This is a genomic window from Vibrio breoganii (genome assembly GCF_001677275.1).
GTDB classification, from domain to species: Bacteria; Pseudomonadota; Gammaproteobacteria; order Enterobacterales; family Vibrionaceae; genus Vibrio; species Vibrio breoganii.
Window position 1 is genome coordinate 254,628 of the sequence record NZ_CP016179.1, and the last position, 17,087, is coordinate 271,714.

The 17,087-nt window shown below is 44.3% G+C and carries 27 protein-coding genes; 13 read left to right on the forward strand and 14 right to left on the reverse strand.

Annotated features, from left to right (window positions below; genetic code table 11):
- The first annotated feature begins 3 nt into the window (after positions 1 to 3).
- The gene (locus A6E01_RS20340) at positions 4 to 591 is read left to right on the forward strand and encodes a hypothetical protein (protein ID WP_065211323.1); all 588 of its coding nucleotides are present in this window, start codon (positions 4 to 6) and stop codon (positions 589 to 591) included.
- 103 nt (positions 592 to 694) lie between these two features.
- Here the strand turns inward: A6E01_RS20340 and A6E01_RS20345 are convergent, their stop codons facing one another.
- Positions 695 to 1,036, reverse strand: coding sequence for a hypothetical protein (locus A6E01_RS20345; RefSeq protein ID WP_065211324.1), 342 nt, complete (start codon positions 1,034 to 1,036; stop codon positions 695 to 697).
- Between the two features lie 178 nt (positions 1,037 to 1,214).
- Between A6E01_RS20345 and A6E01_RS20350 the strand changes: the two genes are divergently transcribed.
- Positions 1,215 to 1,595, forward strand: coding sequence for a YfiM family lipoprotein (locus A6E01_RS20350; protein ID WP_065211325.1), 381 nt, complete (start codon positions 1,215 to 1,217; stop codon positions 1,593 to 1,595).
- A 1-nt stretch (position 1,596) separates the two neighbouring features.
- On the opposite strand, the gene A6E01_RS20355 is transcribed toward A6E01_RS20350, so the two are convergent.
- Together A6E01_RS20355 and A6E01_RS20360 are read right to left on the reverse strand one after the other, a co-directional pair.
- On the reverse strand, positions 1,597 to 2,148 hold the full coding sequence (locus A6E01_RS20355) for a hypothetical protein (protein WP_065211326.1): 552 nt from the start codon (positions 2,146 to 2,148) through the stop codon (positions 1,597 to 1,599).
- A gap of 6 nt (positions 2,149 to 2,154) precedes the next feature.
- Positions 2,155 to 2,583 (reverse strand): hypothetical protein, encoded by a 429-nt coding sequence (locus A6E01_RS20360; protein WP_065211327.1) that lies wholly within the window; start codon positions 2,581 to 2,583, stop codon positions 2,155 to 2,157.
- 70 nt (positions 2,584 to 2,653) lie between these two features.
- Here A6E01_RS20360 and A6E01_RS21375 point away from each other — a divergent pair, with 70 nt between their 5' ends.
- Positions 2,654 to 2,812 carry a hypothetical protein gene (locus A6E01_RS21375; RefSeq protein ID WP_156744665.1) on the forward strand — a complete coding sequence of 53 codons (159 nt, stop codon included), beginning with the start codon at positions 2,654 to 2,656 and terminating at the stop codon, positions 2,810 to 2,812.
- Here the strand turns inward: A6E01_RS21375 and A6E01_RS20365 are convergent.
- Positions 2,809 to 4,065, reverse strand: a complete 1,257-nt coding sequence (locus tag A6E01_RS20365; protein WP_065211328.1) for a tyrosine-type recombinase/integrase — start codon at positions 4,063 to 4,065, stop codon at positions 2,809 to 2,811. The two genes, A6E01_RS21375 and A6E01_RS20365, sit on opposite strands and share 4 nt — an antisense overlap.
- A 122-nt stretch (positions 4,066 to 4,187) precedes the next feature.
- Here A6E01_RS20365 and A6E01_RS20370 point away from each other — a divergent pair, with 122 nt between their 5' ends.
- On the forward strand, positions 4,188 to 4,445 hold the full coding sequence (locus A6E01_RS20370; RefSeq protein WP_156744666.1) for a hypothetical protein: 258 nt from the start codon (positions 4,188 to 4,190) through the stop codon (positions 4,443 to 4,445).
- Between the two features lie 141 nt (positions 4,446 to 4,586).
- Here A6E01_RS20370 and A6E01_RS20375 read toward each other — a convergent pair whose 3' ends face one another.
- Positions 4,587 to 4,883 (reverse strand): hypothetical protein, encoded by a 297-nt coding sequence (locus A6E01_RS20375; RefSeq protein WP_065211330.1) that lies wholly within the window; start codon positions 4,881 to 4,883, stop codon positions 4,587 to 4,589.
- Positions 4,884 to 5,122: 239 nt separating this feature from the next.
- On the opposite strand from A6E01_RS20375, the gene A6E01_RS20380 reads away from it, so the two are divergent.
- Positions 5,123 to 6,115 carry a nucleoid-associated protein gene (locus A6E01_RS20380; protein WP_065211331.1) on the forward strand — a complete coding sequence of 331 codons (993 nt, stop codon included), beginning with the start codon at positions 5,123 to 5,125 and terminating at the stop codon, positions 6,113 to 6,115.
- 4 nt (positions 6,116 to 6,119) lie between these two features.
- Here the strand turns inward: A6E01_RS20380 and A6E01_RS20385 are convergent, their stop codons facing one another.
- The 4 genes from A6E01_RS20385 to A6E01_RS20400 form a co-directional block, all read right to left on the reverse strand.
- Positions 6,120 to 6,332 (reverse strand): hypothetical protein, encoded by a 213-nt coding sequence (locus A6E01_RS20385; protein WP_133152943.1) that lies wholly within the window; start codon positions 6,330 to 6,332, stop codon positions 6,120 to 6,122.
- 147 nt (positions 6,333 to 6,479) lie between these two features.
- The gene (locus tag A6E01_RS20390) at positions 6,480 to 6,788 is read right to left on the reverse strand and encodes a hypothetical protein (RefSeq protein ID WP_065211333.1); all 309 of its coding nucleotides are present in this window, start codon (positions 6,786 to 6,788) and stop codon (positions 6,480 to 6,482) included.
- Positions 6,789 to 6,941: 153 nt separating this feature from the next.
- Positions 6,942 to 7,703 (reverse strand): hypothetical protein, encoded by a 762-nt coding sequence (locus A6E01_RS20395; RefSeq protein WP_065211334.1) that lies wholly within the window; start codon positions 7,701 to 7,703, stop codon positions 6,942 to 6,944.
- Positions 7,704 to 7,768: 65 nt separating this feature from the next.
- A complete protein-coding gene (locus A6E01_RS20400; protein WP_065211335.1) occupies positions 7,769 to 8,734 on the reverse strand; it encodes a hypothetical protein in 966 nt (321 codons plus the stop codon).
- Positions 8,735 to 8,901: 167 nt separating this feature from the next.
- Here A6E01_RS20400 and A6E01_RS21205 point away from each other — a divergent pair, with 167 nt between their 5' ends.
- A complete protein-coding gene (locus A6E01_RS21205) occupies positions 8,902 to 9,192 on the forward strand; it encodes a hypothetical protein (protein ID WP_082961436.1) in 291 nt (96 codons plus the stop codon).
- 71 nt (positions 9,193 to 9,263) lie between these two features.
- On the opposite strand, the gene A6E01_RS20405 is transcribed toward A6E01_RS21205, so the two are convergent.
- The 3 genes from A6E01_RS20405 to A6E01_RS20410 all read right to left on the reverse strand — a co-directional run bounded on the left by A6E01_RS20405 (position 9,264) and on the right by A6E01_RS20410 (position 10,370).
- Positions 9,264 to 9,842 carry a hypothetical protein gene (locus tag A6E01_RS20405; protein WP_065211336.1) on the reverse strand — a complete coding sequence of 193 codons (579 nt, stop codon included), beginning with the start codon at positions 9,840 to 9,842 and terminating at the stop codon, positions 9,264 to 9,266.
- A 122-nt stretch (positions 9,843 to 9,964) separates the two neighbouring features.
- A complete protein-coding gene (locus tag A6E01_RS21380) occupies positions 9,965 to 10,123 on the reverse strand; it encodes a hypothetical protein (RefSeq protein ID WP_156744667.1) in 159 nt (52 codons plus the stop codon).
- Positions 10,116 to 10,370: a hypothetical protein gene (locus A6E01_RS20410; protein WP_065211337.1), complete on the reverse strand. Its 255-nt coding sequence runs from the start codon at positions 10,368 to 10,370 to the stop codon at positions 10,116 to 10,118. The genes A6E01_RS21380 and A6E01_RS20410 overlap by 8 nt, the downstream gene beginning before the upstream one ends.
- Positions 10,371 to 11,237: 867 nt before the next feature.
- On the opposite strand from A6E01_RS20410, the gene A6E01_RS20420 reads away from it, so the two are divergent.
- The 3 genes from A6E01_RS20420 to A6E01_RS20430 all read left to right on the forward strand — a co-directional run bounded on the left by A6E01_RS20420 (position 11,238) and on the right by A6E01_RS20430 (position 13,489).
- Complete coding sequence (locus A6E01_RS20420; RefSeq protein WP_065211339.1) at positions 11,238 to 12,464, forward strand: peptidoglycan DD-metalloendopeptidase family protein; 1,227 nt, start codon at positions 11,238 to 11,240, stop codon at positions 12,462 to 12,464.
- Positions 12,465 to 12,551: 87 nt separating this feature from the next.
- Entirely contained in the window at positions 12,552 to 12,959 is a 408-nt protein-coding gene (locus A6E01_RS20425; RefSeq protein ID WP_065211340.1) for a hypothetical protein, read from the forward strand.
- A gap of 110 nt (positions 12,960 to 13,069) precedes the next feature.
- Entirely contained in the window at positions 13,070 to 13,489 is a 420-nt protein-coding gene (locus tag A6E01_RS20430) for a hypothetical protein (protein WP_065211341.1), read from the forward strand.
- Between the two features lie 179 nt (positions 13,490 to 13,668).
- On the opposite strand, the gene A6E01_RS20435 is transcribed toward A6E01_RS20430, so the two are convergent.
- Positions 13,669 to 14,277, reverse strand: coding sequence for a hypothetical protein (locus A6E01_RS20435; protein ID WP_065211342.1), 609 nt, complete (start codon positions 14,275 to 14,277; stop codon positions 13,669 to 13,671).
- A gap of 202 nt (positions 14,278 to 14,479) precedes the next feature.
- Between A6E01_RS20435 and A6E01_RS20440 the strand changes: the two genes are divergently transcribed.
- The 4 genes from A6E01_RS20440 (at position 14,480) to A6E01_RS20455 (ending at position 16,503) form a co-directional block, all read left to right on the forward strand.
- A complete protein-coding gene (locus A6E01_RS20440; protein WP_065211343.1) occupies positions 14,480 to 14,752 on the forward strand; it encodes a hypothetical protein in 273 nt (90 codons plus the stop codon).
- Positions 14,753 to 14,883: 131 nt separating this feature from the next.
- On the forward strand, positions 14,884 to 15,192 hold the full coding sequence (locus A6E01_RS20445) for a hypothetical protein (protein WP_065211344.1): 309 nt from the start codon (positions 14,884 to 14,886) through the stop codon (positions 15,190 to 15,192).
- A 100-nt stretch (positions 15,193 to 15,292) separates the two neighbouring features.
- On the forward strand, positions 15,293 to 16,273 hold the full coding sequence (locus A6E01_RS20450) for a hypothetical protein (RefSeq protein ID WP_065211345.1): 981 nt from the start codon (positions 15,293 to 15,295) through the stop codon (positions 16,271 to 16,273).
- A complete protein-coding gene (locus A6E01_RS20455; protein WP_065211346.1) occupies positions 16,270 to 16,503 on the forward strand; it encodes a hypothetical protein in 234 nt (77 codons plus the stop codon). Before A6E01_RS20450 ends, A6E01_RS20455 begins: the two co-directional genes overlap by 4 nt.
- Positions 16,504 to 16,527: 24 nt before the next feature.
- On the opposite strand, the gene A6E01_RS20460 is transcribed toward A6E01_RS20455, so the two are convergent.
- Positions 16,528 to 17,082, reverse strand: coding sequence for a hypothetical protein (locus tag A6E01_RS20460; protein WP_065211347.1), 555 nt, complete (start codon positions 17,080 to 17,082; stop codon positions 16,528 to 16,530).
- Between the last annotated feature and the right edge of the window lie 5 nt (positions 17,083 to 17,087).

Sequence of the window (17,087 nt, forward strand, 5' to 3'; positions counted from 1 at the left end):
GATATGAAGATGATTTATCAGGTTTATAAGGAAGAATTTCGTTTTGAATCTGGCGACCCTTTCCTGTGTTATGGTGAGTTGTATACAGAAGCTGGTTTTTTTACTTGGCTTCATCAACAAGCTTGTTACATGAATTTTGTGGGTGTCTTGTATTTGCCTTTTCATGAGTGGGATGCTGTTTTTGAACAGTATCTAAGTTATGCGTTGGTTGAGTATGCGAAGACGTATCCCGATGGATACTTTGAGTGTATTTCAGCTGATGGTAAAAAGGCTTGTGCTTTAGTTCCAAGTGCGAATATTAATGAGGGCGTGTATATGATTTCATTTATATGCTCGCAGTTTGGGCCTGATGATCACCTCTTTTTTGATTCTCGACTGGAGGCATTGAAGGTGCTGGCGAAGGGTGGTTGGACACCGTCGCCCGGTGCGTACGATGCAATTACAGAAAGCGATAACTTTGAACAGGCGACACAACTGCGGTTGTGGGGCATGGAAGGCTTAATGCCAATCGAGGGGATCGTAAGGGATATCAATAAGAGTAGTGTCCGAAAGTTATTTCCAGACACAGTTAAGCGCATTGAAACGGCTTAACGCTCAAAGCCTGTGGCCATTTGGTCGCAGGTTTTTTCTTTTACAGAAAGCAAGAACGACGCATAGCGCCGTTCTCTGTGTTCATTGTGTTTTTGTTGGGTGATCAGTAATCTTCGTCGTAGTCGTTTTCGTCATTTTCGCTGAAGTCGAGAGGTTCTTCGCCTTCAAAGTCGTCCATTTCACCGGGAAATGCGAGCTCCTGCTTATCTGAAACCTCACCTGCTGTTTCATAGAATCGTTTCTCTAGTTCAATCACTAGCATTGTTGAGTGGCCTAGGACGTCCCAAGCTTTCTCAATCTTTTCATCGCTTGTCATCTCATCGAGCTTGGGCATGAACTTACCCTTCGGGAACAAATTCGCAAAAATATGCCAAAACGCATCGATATCTTCGTTGTTGATCAAGTCATAAAGTTGATCGATATGACTCATGTTCTCGAGTTTCATAGTGTATAGCCTCTTTCAAATCTTGCTGTTTGATATGAGCTAATGAGTGGGATAGATATATCGTCGTGTTATAAATTTGGGCTCTGATTGCGAAGTGGGCGATAGTAGGGCGTTTTATTTCTGGTTGGACAGTATCGCTGACTAAGGGGTGAGTCTCTACACACTGAGAGAGGTGTGTATGAGAGTTCTATGTTTGCTACTGATGTTGTTCGTTCTTCCTGTTCATGCAGAGAGTTTTAAATTTGAGAAAGATAAAGCCCTGCATTTAGGGTTTTCGACCGTTATAGGAGTTGGAGCTTCATACATCGCTGCTGATATGGGTGTTAATAGCCGAGGTGTAGATTACTCGGTGTGTATGGCTTTTGGTTTTGCGAAGGAAGCAATTGATGAGCGTCGCTATGGCGGTTGGTCAAACTATGATTTAGCCTACGATGCCCTGGGTTGTGTTATAGGGATAGAGTCATCGCGGCTCTTTCAGTCATATATACCGAAGGAAACTACGGTGATGATCTATCCCTCAAGTGATGGATTTGGTGCAGATTTCAGTTATCGCTTCTGACTTAATCACAGCTGGCTACGTTAATTTTCGCTGCCATTTTATTGATGATCTGAAGTACATCATTTGAGATGCGGCCGTAGTCGTCGTATGTACGAATTATAACGGCCTCAATAAAGCTTTGTTCGCCAGTGGTCAGTTCGTCACTGAACTGGAATTTAAGTTCTTCATCCTCAGTGTAAGCCACCAGCGCACGATTGTAGATGAGGACGTTTTTAGATGCTTTCCCAGGAAACACTAGGTGGCACGACAGTAGTTGTGAGATCAGTTCACCGGGATGAGCATACTTTACTGTTGCTTGAAAGTGGCTAGTGCGTTCATGGGCAATGAAATGGCCTCTAGATAAGCGAAGGTCAAAGATGTCGGCTTGCAGACCGTTGCGGGTCCATTTGTGTACCTCAATGCGCAGTTTAATTTTATCGCCGTTCTCTTGGTATAGCCGCGTCAATTGCTCATAGCGACGAATGTGGGTTTCAGAGATGGATTCCATCAGCATGATGCAATGTTGATCGCAGAGTTTGATTAGGCGTTGAATATTCTCAGGTTGGATGCTCATAGATGTTTAGTCCTTATTGATTGCGAAGGCAGCGTTGTCGTGAAAGATGACCTTGGAGGCGTTGCCGTTCCATGGCTTATTGTTTGTTTTGAATTTGAACCCTTCATCGATGAAAGGATTGTATGTAAGTCGAGTTTCTACGTTTGGTTGTTCCTTGATTGTGATGCTGGTAATTCTGCCTGTGATACCTAGGTGAACATTGCGAACGCCTTGAAGTTTGCAGCGAGCTTGGCTTGCTTTTGATAGTTTGATCATGCTCTCTAGGTTATCGCAAGGTTCCAGTTGTAGTGACTGGAAGTGGCCGATCACTAGATTTTTGAATTGTCCTTCAAGGGATTTCACGCTGAACATATTGGCTTTATTAAGATTTCTATAGACAAGGACTTTAGTGCCTTGTTCTACAAATCTATCTTTGAGGCCGCTGGAGAATTGCATGTTTGTTTCCTTGGAAGCGTTGACATGTAACTACGTTATCACTGAGTTGTAATCGCTAAAGGGGTCTAATGTGGCTGTTGAGAAAATAGATTTTGAGACTAAATTTGAAGAGGCTATGTACGTGGTTGCGTGGTATGCATTTAATGATGAGGGTAAGTGTCCAGAGAGTGATATGAGCTTAGATGAGGCGAACACCTTTCTGTTTCCAGGTGGTCGCCCTGAGGTTTAGAGCTCAAGCATTTGAAGTCTTCGTGAGTTACCGGTTTCTTTTTCTCTTGCGTTACGGGTGTAGATCATAACCATTCGCAGAGTGGTCCAATCGCCCATGGCCATAAGATCGGCATCGGTTAATCCGAGTTTGCGTCTGTTTTCATATGCGTCAACCACGGAGCCGACGCGTGCGCTGTGCGCTGTCCAGATGTTGAGGTTTGGGGCATAGAGTGCTTTGGGTGCTTCTTTGCCTAGCTGAGTAGAAAGCACTTCCTTTCGTTTCTTTAGTGTGGGGTTAAGATTTAGGTAGGCTCGCTCAAAGATCCGGCTTAATGATTTGGTTGATATAGGGCTCTCGTTTTTTATTATTTTTGATTTGCTTTTGGAGAGTGGGCCGAATAGATAGTTTTCGGTGGACTCAAATTCAGCCATTTCGAAATAGTGTGTTATGTGTTTGGCGTAGCTGTGTGGTATTTCACGGCCGCGCAGGTTTCCCTTCTTGTTTTTTGCTTTGAATCTTTCTAGAGACAATGATTGGTCGTCATTGTAGGTCAGGTGTTTCACTTTTATTCGAGCGAGTTCTTCGCTTCGTAGTGATGTTGCGTATGCGGTGCATAGAAAGGCAAGGTCGCGCGCGTGCTCTAGGGTGTCTCTGTCTTCGTAAAGTTCTTTTACCAGCTTAAGGTGCTCATGGCGAAATGGTGAAGCCTGTTTACTTTCGGCTCTTGGGTCTTCACTTTCAAACATCGCTTCAGTGATAAGTTCTACATGGCTTGACACAATTTCAGAGTGGCATGGGTTTGCTAGGTTGAGTGTCTTATGTAGTTTTGATATTTGGCTAACATGCGCTTTTATCGTTGCGAGTTTTGCCCCGCCTGCTTCTAGTCGCTGCAGGTAGGTGGCGAGTACAGTTGGGTTTCCAGGGAAGGGGAAGTTCCCTATTGAGCAGTTGAATTCAATCCATTGCTTTGAAACCTGCATTAAAGACTTAAGCGAGTTAGCGCTTGAGTTTGAGCGCATGGCATTGTATTGGGCGTAGAGTTCAAGGGCTTGCTTTGAGTCGGGGCGACTTGGGTCAACGAAGGGGGCGATGTCTATAAAGTCGATAGAGAACTTTTTAATCTGGGATCTAAAGTTTTCTGCAATGGCGATGTCTTGCTCAAACGCATTGATGATTTCTGCGTTGGAGAGTGAGCGCAGTTCCCCTTGGTGGGAGATAGAGAGTTCTTTCGCCATAGGTGCTTGGGGTCTTCCGAGGGTGACAAAATCCATATTTTGGGTGTCCTTTAATACTAACGTAACTGATAAATTTTATCAGTAGAGATAGTTCGCTAAAGGCGAGGCGGTTCTTGGAATGTTAGTGTTATCATATCCATGTGTGGAAATTAATGTTGATGGGTGAACTCTTGAGTGATATTGGTAAAATTAACGTAGAAATCTTCGAGACTGATGCAGGGAGTGTTGAGGTAAAGGTTCATAATGACAGCGTTTGGCTTACTCAGGGTCAGATGGCAGAGTTGTTTGATACGACACCTGAAAACATAGTAATGCACTTAAAAAACATCTTTAACGAAGGTGAGTTAGATGAAATTTCAACTCATAAGCATTTCTTAGTAGTTCGATTGATCATGAATATGCTAGCACCTATTTAGTCAAAACAGATAGGCAGGGATATTTATCGCACTCGATGGTGCATTGCTTGAATATCCACTGCGAGAGAAAAAATATCCAGAAAGTTAAAAAATCCTCGGTGTCATATAAATCAAAGTTGCATAAGCATCCACCAGCATACTTTAAAGTAGGTTGGCGTGATGGGTTTTCATTGCGTTAAACAGTGAAGCGGTTTTGTTGGGGAAGCAAATTTCCATGTAGGTTTGGCCGTCATTGGTGCCAACTGTGTTTGATAATATCCAGCAAAGTTCTCTGGTGAATCCTGTTGTCGGTTCTTGAGATGTGATGGGGTTTGCTCTTAGTTCCCTTATGGCTGCATAGGCGTCGAGAATGGTGTTCTTGCTGTTGGGGAAGACAGCAGTTAAGTCACTTTCAAGTAAGAGGGCATGGTCTTCGTTTTGTCGACATATCGCATGCATCAAGAATCTGTATGTCTCTATGCTTAGTGATTTTAAAGTCTCGGGGATATTGATGTTATTCATGGTGCTTATTGGTTAGGTGGTTTGGTCAGCAATGTAAGTGGTTGCCTGAGTTTGGGCACTCTAAGTGGTTGCTTTTTCGAGACGTCTCTAAAAAATGGGCGATTTAGCTTACAAGTTATCGCTGTGGTTCTACTCTCGGACGTAGTTTAGTTATTGCGAGAAAGGAAAGGACTGACGTGACCTCAGTAAAAGTAACAGGAATTATTGCGCATCAGCTCAGTAAAGATGAATACAGCGGTGAGTTGGCGATGAGGGTGCGTGAAGAGGCTCTTGATGAGTGGTGCCCGAAGACCGTTGATCTAGTTGTTCGTTTACACCGAACCTTCAACACTAAGCCATCAAAATTTGGTGAATTTAAGTCTGATAGTGAGTTTAAGGAATTGCTGACTCGAGTTCGAGCAGGCGAGAGTGGCTTTCCTGCGTTTAGTGTCGATGTATCGAGGAGGTTAGTTTCAGAGTTGTCGAAATATGCTTTTGCTGATGCAGGCGTGCTTGTCTTTGCGCAGTACCGTTTCCTGGCTACTGAATATCTCATGATTGCCCTGATCCCACAGAGTGACAGCTTAAAGATGGGAGAGGACTTAGGTATACAGTCAACCGATTACTTGGATATGGAGCGCATTACGGTGGCTACTTGCATTGATTTGTCGATGCTGGAGTCTACGGGTTCTCATCCTCGAGGCGTTCGTTATACAAAGGGTCGTTCGGGTCGTGCTGTAAGTGACTTCTTCCTAGATACGTTGGGGGCTTATCCTGGCTTAAATGTTCAGAATCAGAATTTAATGCTCGTACAGGCTGTGTCAGATTTTGTTGCTGAAGGATCTCTGGATGAGGCGGAGAGTAATGAGGTGTATCGAGATGTGCATCGGTACTGTAAAGAGATGGCGGGTGAGCAGGGTGATGTCTCTTTAAGTGGATTGAATGATGCAGCGGAAGGTTTGGGTCAGTACATTCAGGCTAATGGCTATGATATTGAGCCAGAGTTTCCGGTCGACGCAAACGTTATGCGCAAACTGACGCAGTTTAAAGGTAAAGTTCGAGGAATGAGCATTGTCTTTAATAAAGAATTGCTAAATGAGCGAGTTTTTTATGATGTAGAGACTGATACTCTTTCCATTAAGGGTGTGCCGCCATCGTTGCGAAATGAATTGGTCAGGGAGATCGGTTAGGTTATCAGGCGTGGCGCTTCCAAATCTCATCGATAGCCGAGGTCTCTAGAAATTTCAGGGCTTGGGCAATCGTGGTGCCTTCTTCTTCCAGTAAATCAAAGCGATTGGAGGAAAGGATTACGTAAAGGCGTTGGCCTGTTGAAAGTACGTCATATTTGTCGAAGTTATTGTCTTTCACTTCACGAATTACTTGATCCAGATAATCGTAGTTCATCATGTTCTTGGCTCGCCAGTCAATTTCGGTTTGTTCTGAAAGTATAAGAGAGAGGGCGCCAAATCTCGAAAAGACTTCGGGATTTGGTGCTTTTGCATTTTGATTAGAAGCGATAGTCGGCCGTTATGCAGTTCTGCCAAGCAAAACTGCTTAATGATCGGTAGGCGCTTTAGGAATGAAGCTAACGCCGCTTTTGATGGCGCGACCAATCAGCCCGATATCGTTAGTTCCGGTAATAGCAGCGAGTAGAATGCTGTGTTTCTTCAATTGGATCTTGAGTGATAGAACGTTAAATGCCGGTGTAGGATCAAGCACGTTTGATACGTCGATGATGATAGGGGCATTGTGACGGATCTTCTGGTCTTTATGGGCAACCAAGATGTTTGTCAAAATATTATCTACATTAAAGTCGTTGATGTAGAAGGTATCTAACTCGAATAAAGATTTGTCTCTTTTCAATTAACTGGCCTCGCGAATAAACTTAGGTTTTCATAAGGTGATTTGCGGGTGTCTGTTGTGAGGTTGCGTACCAAAAGCGGAGTGACAGATGAGGTCGAAGGATGGTTGAGCAATAGCGACCTTGCTAGGTGTCCTGCAAGGCCGCTGGGCGGATTACTTGAAGCTATCTAGGTCATCATATAGATACTCTGGCTCGGTTTCGTACTTAATGGAGTCAGCAAGGCTATCAAAGTAAGGTTGTAGGTCTAATTGAAATCCAACGTATGTGATGTCGTTCGCTGTTTCGTCTAGGCATCCGGTATCAACAAAATTGCCATTGGTAGTGACGTAAGAGCAGTCCCATTGTTGCGTGTTCTCGTTCCACAGTTTTGTTTTTGTTACGGTACCGATAACGGCTTCAGTTCTTTGTTCGCCTTTAGCGTCAAAATTATCCTCAGCGGTTACGATCATGCTTGGGAGTTCATTATTCCATACGCGCTTAGAGATGCGGGCGCTTGAATCAAACTCAACGTCTCGTTCTGAATACTCCATATCCGCAACACCAGTCGCTTCGATTCGAGTTGCTAGGATATTCACTAGATTGTTCTTATTGAAGAACTCAATAGTTTTAACGCCATCCACTTCAACTGCATTGCCATATTCAAACCACTCAAAGAGGGTGGAGGCTGAGGATTCAGAAATCTTGGCTGCTGAACATTCAGAGTGGTTTGCGAGTTGACCTTGATGTGAGTAGCCGACTTCGATAAGGCTGCCCCCAAGACCGTAGATGCTTACAGTGCGAAAACCATTCTCGCCGTCGATGTAGCGATTTTCCGCCTGTTTACAGATGTAGTCTGATTTCTCTTCTTCGACTTCACAGCCCGTAAGAAGAAAAGCAAGCAGTGCGAGTAGTGTGGTGTGTAGGGTATTTTGCATAATATATCTCGTTCCATTGGGGTAGATGCAATAACGATACACTGCGAACTCATTCGCAAAAGCGCTTAAGCGGACTTGTTTTGGAGTTTCCTTTTAGAATAGAAGTGGTAACCCTCCACCAGCCGTTCCAGTTTAATTTTCTGAGCGTATTCCCTTTCTATTTCTTCAACTTCTTCGATTTCTAGTTTTCTAAGTGCGTTGTACTTGATGCGTTCTGTGTTGCTCGATAGAACAATAAGGGGGGAGTGCGCTTTGCCATTCCGGCGAACAGTGCCGTTCTCTGTTTTAAAACAAACGCTGAATTCAGGATGTATTCTTGCTGTACCAGTAACAAAGACGGCGTCTGCATCCCTAACTGTGGCGATTTTCTTCTGAATTTGAGTTTCGCTGGACTGCCCAGGATGTTTGGTTATGTAGTCGATAGCTTCTTCTGGAGGGATAGCGTTGGTCACCAGTTGCTTTCGCTTCCAGGTAAAGCTCAGTCGTAATGTATCTGGTGGGCAAAGAGGGATTTTACGGATAAAGGTTTGGTAAAGGTGGTTGCCAATAAACTCCTTTGTGAATGTTGCTCTGTCCCTGACGCCGGGCATGTATTGAGGTAGTCGGTGTTTGAGCCGGAGTTTTGCTTCCCAGTTCTGTTCGGCGAGCTCTCTGATTTTCTTTTCAAGAATAGGACTGTCACAGTACAGATGTATGAAACCAATGTTCTTTTCGGGAATATTGAACTCTTCATTCCCTTGAGTTTCTTGTGGCTGGGTTGCGAGCTCAATGAGTGTTCTTTTTGAGCTTTTCACTCTTGATAAGTCTGGCGCAAAGAGTTTATCCGCTTCACCCGCGTTTCTACGCTTCTTCTTTTCAAGTGAGTAATGGTCTTTATCAAGTGCGCTCAATGAATGTAAAAGTGAGCCTATTTCGGTATTTGTATCGGTAATGAATGACTTGTAGAACTTAAGCTCATCAAGTGTAACTTTCTTTTTATTCACGTCCTCAAAGGTCATATCTAGAAGGGGTAAAAGTGAGCTGTCGTACATTGGCATCATTCCTTGTTATACCTGTCACCCTCAAATAATAGTATAAAAAACATACATCTACGACATTGGTGTTCACAAAAAGTACGGTGACGAAAAAAACTGAACATTTTAATGGAGAGGGAAGTGGTGGTCGTACTAAGGGGAGATGTAAGAAGGGAGTATTTTGAATGAGAAAATTAAAATCACAGTTTCAACGCAGACGTATTGTGCTGTCCCGAAGAGGTTTACGAGTTAAGTTCCCCGACCTTAGAAGTGTGGTTCATAAGCAATTTAGTAACCGCCAAGAGCGCTCTAGGTACTGTCTAGACCTTGTGGAGTACGGTGATTATCCGTTGAAGTTACGTGTGGCGCGAGGCTCTCGATTGCCCGACCCGAGAGATGACTACCCATCGCTAGTGATGGACTCCTTTAAATCATGGAAGCATCATAGTAAGCGACGTAAGCAATATGTAGCGTGATTGGCTTGCTGCCAATTCCTTGAAACTAAAAAGCGTATACAAGGTGTGTACGCTTTTTGGATCTTAAAGACCTATCGGTAAATCGAAAAGACCACTTCATCACCCTCTGAGCTGTGCTTATCAATAATTTCAAGGCCGATATCGTCGTAGTAGTATGATTTGAGCTTTAGGTCTGTAGATGGAATGTCGAGTGTTACCTCTGAGCGGTTTGAATAGCCAATAAAGTCTTTCTTGAATGCAGAGTTGTTATCAATGGCTTCAAATGACAGGAGGCGTCGCAAGTTTGGCGTTATGTGGCTGCGATAGTCCTGAAATACCGTAATGCTTTTCATGTTCGCGTTGCCAGGTTCCCAGACCAAATACAGTGCGGAGTGACCGTGGTTTCCGTCTTTATCTGGTGTGTATACCCAGATTCTTGATGGATTTGCAGTGTCTTTAATTCCGACTAGGGAATCATTCTGGTCCAGAGTGTCCCACGCCTGTTGATGTGTCATACCAAGTTTAAGTCCCGCGATGGTGTAGTCACTTGAGTTTGTTCCAGTCAGCGTGCTTGGGTTGTCCTTAGTGAGCTCAAGGGCGAAAGTTGGTCCTGAAAAGGTTATCGCTATCGCCAGTAGGGTTAGAGCTTTAAGGTAAATCCTGCGTGTCATGTTTGTCCTTGAGTGTCGTCTCGTCTTGTAATGCGAAATTTGTTTCTGGGTTCTATTGTACTCGATTTTGTTTCAACCTGAAAAAAAGCAAGATAACCGAAGTTATCTTGCTCTATGGTGACCTAGTAGTCGTATGCGACTTCAAGGCGTTCAATACGATCACTTAGGTGACTTAGTTTGCGAGCTAGCTGGCTGCGTTCCTCTTTGCTGAGAGAATCATCAGTACGGATAGCTTTAGAAACCGTTTCGTATTGGTCTTTGAGGAGGTCCAGTTCACACATAGAAAGTCTCCTCTTGTGGGGTCAATTGCACTTCACGCTTATATGCCTGAAAAAGTTGTACCGCTTCCTCGTTATCAGCTAGAAAGTGGCTTCCTGTATCACCAGCAAACCCACCGACGAATACATCACCATTGTAATAATGGAGTGATTCATCACAGTCTTGGGCCTCAAATCCCTCTGCGTTTTCCAAGCACCAATCAAAGAACCTTGGCAGGTCTTGCGTTGGGTAAAGTTGCATTAAAAACATGTTTCCTCCTAATAGCCTTAACGACTGATTGTTTAATAAATCACTTTAGGTAGGTGAAATGGGTGATGGTAGATTGAGGTGTTGGGGCGGTAATGAAGCGCAGATGCAACTGGCCGCTGCAAGGAGGAGCTGCGGCCAATTGCGTCATTTGCTTGCTTTAGGTAACGCACAAAACCTAAAAGCAAACTCGCACACCAATGAGGAAAAGGTAGCGAGGTGGAGCAGTGTTAATCTACTAAAAAGTCAGGAGAACCGTCAGGAGAACCGTCTGTAGAAAAACACATTAGTTAACGATGAAGATTGCTCACCAGTTATGTCAGTCTAGGAGCGGGGGAGATATTACCAATTTTGTAATGGGTTGAAATGCTTGTGCTCAAGAAATGCGAGACGTCTCGAAAAGCTTGGTTCAGGTGCTAATCGAAAAAAAGTGCAAGTTTTGTAGTGGTTTGCACAGACGCAATAAAGCCGCTGCACCTGGGGATGCAACGGCTTTATGCTTCTTACAACAAACAGAGTCGGCCCCCCGGCCATCAATGCCTGCACTCAGTCATGTCATCTGGGTGCGAAATGGATATTAGCAGTAAATTTTTAAATTCAAATCTGTGTGATTGTTAATTGCGAGATATCTCGAAGAACATGCGTTGTTCATTCGGGCGTTTAGTGTCCTTCTATAGAATCGCGCCATTAATATGTTTGTGCATAAAAGAAATGGTAGAGGTGGTCTTGCTAAAGCGAACTGAAACTAACGAGGTTATGGGTAAGCAATCTTTCATTTTTGATAGTTAGAGAGTCGGTTTGTTTGGATCTAGAAGTTTGTTAAGGGGTTTTATAAAGGCTCGTGCCTCTATATTAATATTGGGTGTCCTCATGATTGCGGGGGGCGTTTGTGCACCCTATGTTGTCAGTGGTGATAAAGAAGCTCGCATGACGCGTAGTTACGATCTGTCTGCCGATATGTTTCGTCAAGTCCCATCACAAGAACCGCCACCAGCGTATCGATATACAATACAGCCGGGTGATAATCTAACGAAGATTTTCAATCAGTTAAATATCCCTTCTACTTATCTGACTAAGGTGATGGAAGAGGATGTAAACCACTTGTCGTTAGATACCTTACGCCCAGGAAATGAGCTTATTTTCTTCGTGGATGATGGTTCACGACAGCTGAATAAAATGGAGTTGGTCTTTAGTGTGGCCAACAAGGTTCAGTACACTCTTAATGATGATGGTGCCTACAGTTATGAGGACGTTTCGATTGAGGGTGAGTGGTCTCTTGACGTTAAGGTTGGAGAGATACACGGTAGTTTCTTTAAGTCGGCTACGGAAAAGGGTCTATCGGGTCGTAATGTGGAGACGATTTCTGGTCTATTAAGGGATAAGTTAAATTTCTCTAAAGATTTGAGAGCGGGGGATACGTTTTCGGTTGTTCGAAAGGTACAAACGATTGATGGTGTGCCAACGGGCGCTTCTGAAGTTCAGTCTGTTGTAATTGCATCGCGCGGGCGCACGATAGATGCTTACCTTCACAGTGATGGGCAGTTCTATGACGGTAGTGGGGCCAGTTTGGAGCGTGCGTTTATGCGTAGGCCTTTGGAAGTTAAAAGCCGAATATCCAGTCGATTCAATCCAAGACGCCGACATCCGGTGACTCGCCGTATATCACCGCATAATGGTGTGGATTTTGCGATACCAACTGGCACGCCGGTACTGGCTGCGGCTGATGGTAAGGTGATCATGGTTCGTAATCATCCTTATGCGGGTAAGTATTTGGTGATAGAGCATGGTTCTATCTATAAGACTCGTTATCTGCACATGAGTAGAATACAGGTGAAACGTGGTCAGATGGTAAAACGTGGCCAGCGTATTGGATTGTCTGGCGCGACAGGGCGAGTAACCGGTCCGCATCTTCACTATGAGTTGTTGATTCGAAATCGCGCGGTGGATCCGATGACGGCTAATATCCCGATGGCGAAGTCGGTACCAGATAGTGAGATGGCTGAGTTCGTCTATAACCGAGAGCGATTAGATGCTGAGGTGAAAGATTATCGCGTACAAATAGCTGAGAGCGGAACGATTAAGCCTGACGCAGTTTAGATTTAGCGTGGAAAAACCGTAACTAACTTGATGCCTTCTGGGAGTGTGCTTACTTCCAGAAGGCATTTTTGGTTTATTGAGGTTGATATGTTTCGAGCTAGCCACGCGGTGCAGGAAATCGTTGATGATTTGCTAATTAGTTACCAAGGCGACCCTAACGAGGCCATGGTTATTCTAGATTATGCAGATGATTATCACGCACTTTTAAAGGAGATTGTGAATTCTGCTCAGCGAGTGCGATTGTTGGATCGGTCGCTGCAATACAATCCTGATCCTAACCGAGTCATCGAGCTTTTACAGCAAGAGCAGGCTAAGGTCTGTATTAATGTGCATCATGCTATTTCGTTGCGAGGTTTTATGCATGAAGCGCGAACTCCAAACGAACAACACATTTACTGTGCGATGCACAAGGTTGGTGCGCTTTATCTTACGGATATTATGCAATTCAGTAGGTTGTTTCATAAGAGACTCAGCACAACACTCTCGATCGTATAATAGCTAGAGTGCAAACTAATTTTCCATTGATCAGCTTTACTCAGCTCCTTATATTATTTATGAAATAAGGGGTGGATTAATTATATGGGGCGCGTGTTTGGAGGTGTGTTGTGAGTGAAGATGTAATGAGGCGTGCTACTGCAGGAGATGCGTCAGCGAGCTGGGAAGTCTTTAATCGATACGAGAAAGATGCGAATCAGTTTGGTTTGACTGCCATGGAGGCGTACCCATTTTTGAAGTACGCAGCTCAGCAGGGGCATCTTTCGGCCATGCGTCGATTGGGTGTGATATTGACGGGTAATGATTTTGGTGAGCCTGACTATTGTGCAAGTATTGAGTACCTGGAGTCGTTTATAAAGCGAACTACAGGTATGCCTGAGTATGAAGAGCAAATAAAAAGTGCGCTGTATTTTCTCTGCGCTGCGTATGAAGGTTACGGTGATGTTCGGTGTGCGTCCAATTACTACGGCCGATTTAAAGCATTGGTCGAGGGTGATGACCGTTATGATCATATGGTGCTGGAGGTTTGAGCTTGACGCTCGGAATGATAAGACATTGAAAGCGGGTTACATATATCAAGTATGTAGCTCGTTTTTTTTGCCTGTAATCTCTGTTGGAAGTGACTATGGAAGAAAAAGAAGTATTGATTTAAAGGGAGTTCGGATTAAGTGCCGTAATTTGCGCACTAAAATCCGAATTCCCTTTTGTCTTACGTTAGTTCGATGAGTGTGCCTTCTGATTCTCGCAATTCTGTTTGAATTGCATGCAGTGCGACTGTCTCGTTTTCAGTTAACGTATCACTGATGTCAGTCAGTGCCCAGGCTATAGATTTAGCCTTAGCAAGAGCAACGCGACCAGAAGCTTTCTGGTGCTTAGTGAACAGGTCAAACGCACGTTGCTTTGATTTGGCAAGTTGCGTCAGTCCTTCCTCTGCTGTCATGAAATTATGTTTAGTTAAGTCCTGAAATACGATTGTGCGCTTGTGTTGCTCAGTCCCGTATTTATTCAAGAAAGCACTGGCAGGTAACTTTGCAATAGCGTGGGTATTTCCATGCTGCGTATAGTTGACCTCGATTTGCCAGTCATTTTTGATTTTGACTTTGTAAACCACTCCGTGACGATCTTCGCTCGTATGTAACCTAACTTGGTTGGCATTGGCGGCGATAAATCTAACAGCGAGGTCTTCGACTTTCATGTCATTGACTGCGGTTCGATACAAACTTTCACACAAATGTTCGGCAGGGTCGCAATGAGCGAGTGCGTACATTGTGTGTAGGGAGTTGTTAACCCCTTCAATCTCATAAATGAATAGTCCCATAGTGTCTCCTAATGCGCGGTAATGCGCGTTGTGTATAGGCGAAATTGCCCAGTCGAGAGAGGTATGGCTTTTTATGTCTTATGAGGCTCAGCTTGCGTTATATAAGAGGTGCGAGATGTCTCGAAAAGTCGGGAGTCAGCTGCTTTTGCGAATTGGGTGTTCGATTACTATATTTACTTCTGAAAATGCAAATGGAGGGAGTATGTATCTAACCCTGATACAGATAACGGATGGCACGGAAGATCTGTCACGAGTTGAAGGTATGGTTAATTTGACTCAAGGCAGGCACTACGAATTGGTGGGTGGGTGTATACATGATGATTTTGGCGTTAAGCAGCCTTTATTGGTTTCTCCGAGGCCTGGTGAGTCTGTATGTGATTACCGATTGTCTATCAATGGTCTACAGAAGTGCTCGGCCTACTTTGTTATGAGAGGCTTGTCCACATCGCCTCAAATAATCCCTCTGCATTCTTAAGTCGCGAACCCTCGTTGCTGTTTCTAGCAATGTAATTTGAGTAATGGCTTCCAGAAATCAGTGACTCTTCCAAATACATCCTGAAACTCGTGCGAAATAGGCGGTTGCTTTGGTTCTTAAGGTGATCGTCAATGGATGTAAATCAGCAAGTTATTGAGTTTCTCGAACAGTACGGGGGTGTGACTGATGTGCGCACAGCTCGCTTTCTACGTGCCGGTTCGCCTGTGCTTCTTTATCGATACGCCAAATGGAGTTGGAGTTTGTCTCCTCAATTAATGAAGCGTGGGAGTATGGTGGCCAGAACTCAATCATGGAGTGATGTTAATTGTTTAACCGCTTTGCTTGAGTACCAGAAAGGCTTTGGTGAATGCTCTTTGTTTGAAAAAGAGAAAGAGGTTAGGTCGCGTTCAACTCCTTGTTCTTGCCCTTTCTGTCGTTAATGCCTGTGTTTTGCGAGACGTTGCCCAAAAAACCAGACATTGGGATAGTGAGTGTTAGTGCCGTGTTATTTTTCCCCCTCAAAAGTAGGGAGTGAAAAATATGCAATTGGGCATTAATGCGTTAGATCGACTGCATCTGTTGTTGGGTTCTTACGAGAAGACTGCAGAGGTATTGACGGAGAAAAGCGGGGCTTTAGTGAGTCCTGGTTTAGTGGATGGCGAGCTACGAAAGGTTCAGTCAATTTTTTGCGATACAGCAGAGCGGGTTTTTAAGGATTGTCCTCGCCCATCTTGTGAATACACGAGATCTACAGTCAAGGACGCTCAATTATTCCCTGTCTATTGTCCTGTCTCGATTGATGATGAGTCAAATCATGAACTCTATTCGCCATATCTAAGACTGTCAGTTTCTACTGGTGAAGTTAGCATGCAGTTGGGTGAGAGTGTTTACTCCCCGTTAGGTGCTACCCCCATCTTGGGTCAAGACAGTATTAGTTTTCTTATACCACCCGAGGCTACCCCTTTATTGGTACTCCATAACTTTGAAGAGGCCTTTCGCTACTGGCAGTGGGTGTGGTTGTGCTTGGAGGTGAATGAAGACTCCTTAGAGGTGCGCGTTAAGCCTGGTCTTAATGGTGAGCGAATATTTGCGGCTATCAACTATTTCGGGATGCTGGTTTTCGATTGGTTTACAGAGCATGCTCCTCAAGTGCAGCCGACGTTCCTTGCATGGGCTGAGCTGATGCATTGTGAGTTTATGGGCAAGGGAGAGACGTTTCAAGATTATGTGATTCGCCTGTCTGTTATGAATGGTCTGTATGATATTTATATGCCTCCCCATATTGTTCATCCGATAGAAATTGCGTCAGCTGCAGAAGCGATGTGGCAGAAAATGGTTGATGATGGCGTTAGCGTTCCTGAGCATGAGCTCTCAATGTTGATGATGTCGTCGGGCGGTATGGATCTGTTTAGTGAGTACAAATTGCCTAAGCTCAAGATGCGAAAGGTGACTATAGCGAAAAGAGTGATTAGTAAGGTCGGTCAGGTGCTTACTTTGATGAGTGAGAGACCATCAAGATGATGAACCAGAAAATTACTTTCCCTTTTGTGAAAAAGCAGATAGACAGGGGATTGCGTTTGGGTCATTCATCTCCTGCAAAGATGGCTTACTACTTAAATCAGCAGCGCGTTCCATGCCAATACGAGCATTATTGGTCGGGAAGCGCCGTGAAGTCTTTGATGGTTTACATTAAGGATGCGGAACATCGAGAGGCATTATTGGCTCCACCAGCATCACAGTTATTGACTTGATATCCTTGCTATGCCATGGCAAATCTAGCGTTGAGATTCTGGCTTTAACTGCAGATATTGCTTTAGCGTGCCAACGAAAATAAGAAGGATGATCGCGCTATGTGGCACGGCACTGATATTGCCGATGTAGAGTTGATAAGGCAGCGCCAACAAGTTACATGCTATCCCGAAAAAAGCGTATTGAAATCTATCGACAGATTTTGATGCGAGGAATGTGAACATTAGAATGCTCATGGTAAGCGTCAGCCAGCTTGTCGCCTCTAAATGTCCTGCTACAACTAGACATGCCTTGCTTAATACCAACAGACCCAGTATTGCCACGCACCATTGCGTTTGTATTGATCCCTGAGTCTTGATTGGACCTCGATACAATCCGTACACCGCTATGCCTCCCCAGGCAATGTTAAGGCAAACGAAAGCTAGACTCTCCAATATAACGAATGCGATCCCGAGAATAGTGGAAGCTACTGCTGACAATCCATATCCAAGGCGTGGTTTGTTCAGCACTGTTAGTAAGGCATGGTTTACGAGCAACAGCGTGTAACCGATACCGGTCATGGTGATGGCTAGAGTTTGCAAGGTTC